Source organism: Herbaspirillum sp. B65 (assembly GCF_000333555.1).
GTDB classification, from domain to species: Bacteria; Pseudomonadota; Gammaproteobacteria; order Burkholderiales; family Burkholderiaceae_D; genus Herbaspirillum; species Herbaspirillum rubrisubalbicans.
The window spans coordinates 1-5,568 of the sequence record NZ_BADI01000472.1 but is presented as its reverse complement, the minus strand read 5'-3'; the positions used below and the strand labels follow the sequence as shown (position 1 = coordinate 5,568).

Genomic DNA, 5,568 nt, shown 5'->3' with positions numbered 1-5,568 from the left:
CGGCGCTCGTCGTATTAGGCGTCGTCATACTCAACTTCCTTCTGGTGCATATGGCGCCTGGCGATCCGGCCTCGGTGATGGCGGGTGAGGCTGGTGCCGGCGATGCGCAGTTTCTTGCCCAGCTGCGTGCGCAGTTTGGGCTGGATCAACCCTTGTATGTGCAGCTCTGGCTGTACATCAAGGGAATCCTTTCGCTGGACCTCGGCTTTTCCTATCGCAACAACATTTCGGTTGCGTCTCTGATTTGGGATCGCTTGCCGGCAACGCTTCTATTGACGGCATCGGCCTTTGTTTTCTCTCTGGTGTTGGGTGTTTTGCTCGGCGTAATGGCTGCGGCTCGCCGCGGTCGCGTTACGGACACGGTCATTATGTCGGGCGCTCTTTTTTTCTACGCAACACCGTTATTCTGGGTTTCGCTGATGTCTATCTTGTTGTTCTCCATTTTCTTGGGCTGGTTGCCGCCATTCGGGATGGAAACTGTCGGGGCAGGATTGGTCGGTGGCGCCAGGGCCGTCGACATCTTGAAGCATTTGATCTTGCCCGTCGTCACGCTCGGCCTTTTCTTTACCGCCATCTACACGCGTCTTACGCGTGCGGCGATGCTGGAAGTCGCGTCGCTGGACTTTGTAAAGACCGCACGGGCCAAAGGCGTTCCCGCCAAGCAGATCACGCGCCGGCACATTCTGCGCAATGCGCTGCTGCCTATTTTTACTTTCGCCAGCATTCAGGCGGGTCAAATTGTCGGCGGCGCCGTACTGACGGAGACGGTCTTTGCCTGGCCCGGTATCGGACGACTCATGTTCGACGCGTTGCTCCAACGCGACTACCCGGTTCTGCTGGGCGTTTTCTTCGTCACGTCCGTGATGGTGGTTCTTGTCAACCTGCTGTCAGACATGTTGTATCGCGTCGTCGATCCACGTATCGAGGTCAAATCATGAAATCATTCCTGAAGCGTTTCTCCAAAAACAAAGGTGCAATCATTGGCTTGATTGTCATTCTGATGATTGTGTTGATTGCCCTGGCGGCCGGTTTGATATTTCCGTCGAACCCGTGGAATTCCGTCGCTGAGCCGATGCTTGACCCCTTCGCCGATCTCGCGCATCCACTGGGAACCGATATGCTTGGACGGGATATCGCTGCAGGCCTGGCCTACGGTGCCCGTGCATCCTTGCTGGTCGGGCTGGTCAGTACCGTGGTCGCCACCGTGATTGGCATTTCCATCGGCGCCGTCGCCGGTTACTACGGGGGGAAACTCGATGACATCTTGATGCGCTTGACGGAGTTCTTTCAAACCATCCCGGCACTGGCGATCGCCGTCGTTCTCGTGGCCATCTTCCAACCGAGCATCGAGTCCATCATCTGTGCGATTGCGGTAGTCTCCTGGCCGCCGGTTGCGCGTCTGGTGCGTGGGGAATTCCTGTCCCTGCGTTCCCGTGAGTTCGTTCAGGCAGCCGTAGTCATCGGCCAGAGCTCGCGGCGAATCATTTTTACGCAGATCCTGCCCAATGCGATGTCACCCATCATCGTGACCGCTTCACTGATGATTGCAACCGCCATCCTTACCGAATCTGCCCTGTCGTTCCTCGGCCTGGGCGACCGTAACATGATGAGCTGGGGATTCATGATCGGCGCGGCCAGAACCATGCTTCGAGACGCCTGGTGGATGAGTTTCATGCCCGGCTTGGCAATCGTCATCACTGTATTGGCAGTCAATCTGATTGGGGAGGGATTGAACGACGCTCTTAACCCGCACTTGCGCGCTCGAGGTGAAGCATGAACATGGTCCAATTACACGCAGGCCAGCCTCTGCTGCAAATCGACGGTCTGAGTATTCCCATCCCCGCTGGCGGAGACCGCCCGTTTGCGGTACAAGATGTCAACTACGTGCTCAATGCGGGTGAAATACTGTGCATTGTGGGTGAGTCGGGCTCTGGAAAATCCATGAGCGCCAATGCCATCATGGGCCTCTTGCCACCGAATCTGAAGCCTTCTGCCGGCCGCATTCTCTTCAAGGGCGAGGACCTGTTGGAGAAATCGGAAGATGAACTTCGGGAGTTGCGTGGCAAGTCGATTGGCATGGTCTTTCAGGAGCCGCTTTCGGCCCTGAACCCATTGATGCGGGTGGGCGAGCAGATTGCTGAAGTTCTACGCGTACACGGCATTACGGATGACGCCGCCGTGGCACGCCGTGTTCTTGAACTGATCACCTATGTTGGTCTGCCCGAGCCGGAAGTGTTGCAACGGTCCTTCCCGTTCCAATTATCAGGTGGCCAGCGCCAGCGCGTGGTGATTGCCATGGCGCTGGCCTTGGAACCGGACATTCTCATTGCCGACGAGCCTACCACTGCGCTGGATGTGACCACCCAGGCTCAGATTCTGTCGCTGATCTTGTCCATTCAGCGCCAGCGGCGCCATCCTGGCCCGACCGAAGGCGACGCGCAGCCTCGCAGCGCAATGGGGGTGATGTTCATCACGCACGATTTTGGCGTGGTGGCTGAAATTGCCGACCGTATCGCGGTGATGGAAAAGGGCGTACTGGTAGAAATCGGTCCGGCCGAACAAATCCTGAACCGTCCTCAGCATCCTTATACCCAAAAGTTGATTGCAGCCATGCCGCGTCGGGGCGAGGTATCTGCTCGCAGCGAAGAGCGCGAATGGCCTGTGCTGGAAGTGCATCATCTTCGCAAGACCTACAGCAGCAGCTCCGGATGGTTCGGCAAGAAGCGCGTTGTCGCTGCCGTGGATGATGTTAGCTTCGTGGTCAAGAAGGGCGAAACCTTAGGCGTGGTCGGTGAGTCCGGTTCCGGGAAATCTACCATCGGCAAGTGCTTGCTCAAGCTCATCGAGGTCGATAGCGGAAAGATCCTGTTCCAGGGACACGACATCGTAGCGATGAAGCAGCAGCAATTCAGGTCGCTACGCAAGGACATCCAGATGATCTTCCAGGATCCGTTTGCCTCGCTCAATCCGCGTCATACAGTAGGGAGAATCATTTGCGACGCGCCGATGGCCAATGGCATTTCTCGTCACGAGTCCGAGCGACGTGCGCGCGAGCTGCTCAAGCTGGTAGGTCTGGAGGCATCCGCATTTGACCGCTATTCCAGTGAATTCTCCGGCGGCCAGCGCCAACGAATCGGTATCGCACGTGCACTCGCGCTGGAGCCTCAGGTGATCGTCGCTGACGAGTCGGTCTCTGCCCTCGACATGTCAGTCCAGGCGCAGGTGCTCACGCTTCTCAAGCAGTTACAACAACGACTTAACATTGCGCTCATTTTCGTGACACATGACTTGCGCGTCGCCGCGCAAATCTGTGATCGGGTCTTGGTCATGCATAAGGGGAAGATCGTAGAGAGCGGTGATCCGGAGCAGATATTCGATGCCCCCCAGCACCCCTACACCCAAAAGTTGATTGCTGCAGTCCCGGGGCAAAAGTGGAATCCCCATTCGGCCAGGAAAGTAGCATGAACCGCCCCTCCGCAGTTCCAACGGTGCAAATCGATGACGACTTCGTGAAGGTCACCGAATGGCGTTTCCCTCCCGGTGGTGAGACCGGATGGCACCGCCATGGGATGCACTACGTGGTCGTGCCGCAGACGACTGGCGTGCTTTTGCTGAAAACGGCTGCAGGCCCTGTCATGAGCGAGCTGACGCAAGGGGTTCCCTATTCCAGGCCTGTGGGTGTCGAGCACAACGTCATTAATCCTGAAAAGACTGAATTCGTCTTCGTGGAGTCGAGTTGAAGTCGCCAACTACCAAATAACAAGGAATCAGATGAAAGCAATATCAATCAACGGCGCGCGGCTCTGGGACAGCCTGATGGAATTGGCGCAAATCGGTGCGACCCCCGCCGGTGGCGTATGTCGCCTGGCATTGACGGAGCTGGACCGCAAAGGACGGGACCTGGTGATTGGCTGGGCGAAGCAAGCTGGCTGTTCCATCCGCATAGACGAAATCGGGAATATCTTCGCCAAACGTGCTGGCCGCGACAATTCCAAGGCGAGCATCGCCGTAGGCAGCCATATCGATACCCAGCCCACAGGCGGCAAGTTTGATGGGAACTATGGCGTACTGGCAGGGCTTGAGGTCTTTCGCACCCTCAATGACCATGACATGCAGACTCAGCACCCACTGGAGCTCTGCATCTGGACCAACGAAGAAGGCTCACGCTTCGTGCCAGTCATGATGGGCTCTGGCGTCTATGCGGGCTGTTTCTCCCTCAAGACCGCACTGGAGGCGAAAGACAAGGACGGTATCACCGTCCAGGCTGCGCTGGAGGCAATCGGATATGCGGGCAGGGAGCCCGCTGCGCTGAGCGCGGGCGCACCCCGGTTCGCCGCATACTTCGAAGCTCACATTGAACAGGGGCCCGTACTGGAAGATGCGGATGTCGTTATTGGTGCCGTGACGGGTGCCCTGGGTCAACGCTGGTACGACGTCACCGTGACCGGTACTGAAGCCCATGCAGGCCCTACGCCCATGGCCCTGCGGCTCGATGCCCTCCAGGCAGCAATCAAGCTGATGGAAGAGACCGTAGCCATTGCCAACCGTCACGCTCCTAATGGACGGGGTACGGTGGGAATGGTTGACGTATTTCCCAATTCGCGCAACGTGATACCTGGACGGGTCAAGTTCTCCGTGGACCTGCGCAACATCGACGAGGGCTCGCTGGTAAGTATGGATGAGGAAATCCGCACCGCCTGCGAAAAAGTGGCTGCAACGACCAAGACCAAGGTGCTCATCGAGCCGGTGACTACATTTGCACCCACCCCGTTTGCGTCGCATCTGGTGGAAGGGGTGAGAAGGGGCGCTGAGATTCGCGGCTACTCGTGCATGGATATCGTCAGCGGCGCCGGCCACGATGCGGTCTATGTCGCAGGGCAGATTCCCGTTGCGATGATTTTCGTTCCGTGCAAAGACGGCATTTCGCACAACGAGATTGAAGACGCCAAACCAGAACATCTCGAAGCAGGTTGCAATGTCCTGTTGGACGCCATGCTGCGCGCAGCGGCTTGAAGGAGAAAAAATGAGTTCGATCCATTACATGACAAGCATCGAGTTTGGCGCCGGTGTTCTGCAACAGCTGGAAGCGACATTGGCCAGTGCGGGCATCCATCGACCGATGATCGTCACCGATACAGGTATCGTGAAGGCTGGCATTTGGGAAAAGATCGCCGCGCATCTGAGCGAGGAGCACCGCCAGGTCATCTATGCTGATACACCCCCCAACCCGACCGAAGAGGCTGTGGAACAGGCGACCGCCCTGTACTTGGCCCAGCAGTGCGATGGAATGATTGCCATCGGCGGCGGCTCCCCGCTGGATCTGGCGAAGGCCGTCGCATTATTGGCCACCCATGAGGCGCCGCTGTCGAGATACGCCGGAATGGCTGCAATGCCGCTCATCACGGCCAATGCAGCGCCATTCATCGCCATCCCGACCACCTCCGGCACGGGCAGCGAAGTGGGGCGTGGGGCGTTGATCTGCCTGCGTGACGGCCAGAAGAAGGCCATTGTCAGTCCGAATTTGCTGCCCAGGCGTGCGCTGTGCGACCCCGATCTCACCGAAGGCTG

At 57.9% G+C, this 5,568-nt stretch carries 6 protein-coding genes; all 6 read left to right on the top strand.

Annotated elements, in window-relative coordinates; translation table 11 throughout:
• Positions 1-938, top strand: a 938-nt coding sequence (locus I5W_RS11530) for an ABC transporter permease (RefSeq protein WP_044529329.1), incomplete at its 5' end; no start/stop codon positions are given.
• The gene (locus tag I5W_RS11525) at positions 935-1,777 is read left to right on the top strand and encodes an ABC transporter permease (protein WP_044529328.1); all 843 of its coding nucleotides are present in this window, start codon (positions 935-937) and stop codon (positions 1,775-1,777) included. The genes I5W_RS11530 and I5W_RS11525, both read left to right, overlap by 4 nt.
• Before the next feature lie 2 nt (positions 1,778-1,779).
• On the top strand, positions 1,780-3,465 hold the full coding sequence (locus I5W_RS11520; RefSeq protein WP_044529327.1) for an ABC transporter ATP-binding protein: 1,686 nt from the start codon (positions 1,780-1,782) through the stop codon (positions 3,463-3,465).
• Positions 3,462-3,740: a cupin domain-containing protein gene (locus I5W_RS11515; protein WP_044529326.1), complete on the top strand. Its 279-nt coding sequence runs from the start codon at positions 3,462-3,464 to the stop codon at positions 3,738-3,740. The genes I5W_RS11520 and I5W_RS11515 overlap by 4 nt, the downstream gene beginning before the upstream one ends.
• Before the next feature lie 31 nt (positions 3,741-3,771).
• Positions 3,772-5,013 carry a Zn-dependent hydrolase gene (locus tag I5W_RS11510; protein WP_044529325.1) on the top strand — a complete coding sequence of 414 codons (1,242 nt, stop codon included), beginning with the start codon at positions 3,772-3,774 and terminating at the stop codon, positions 5,011-5,013.
• A 10-nt stretch (positions 5,014-5,023) separates the two neighbouring features.
• Positions 5,024-5,568: iron-containing alcohol dehydrogenase (locus I5W_RS11505; RefSeq protein WP_044529330.1), on the top strand; the 545-nt coding region annotated here is incomplete at its 3' end.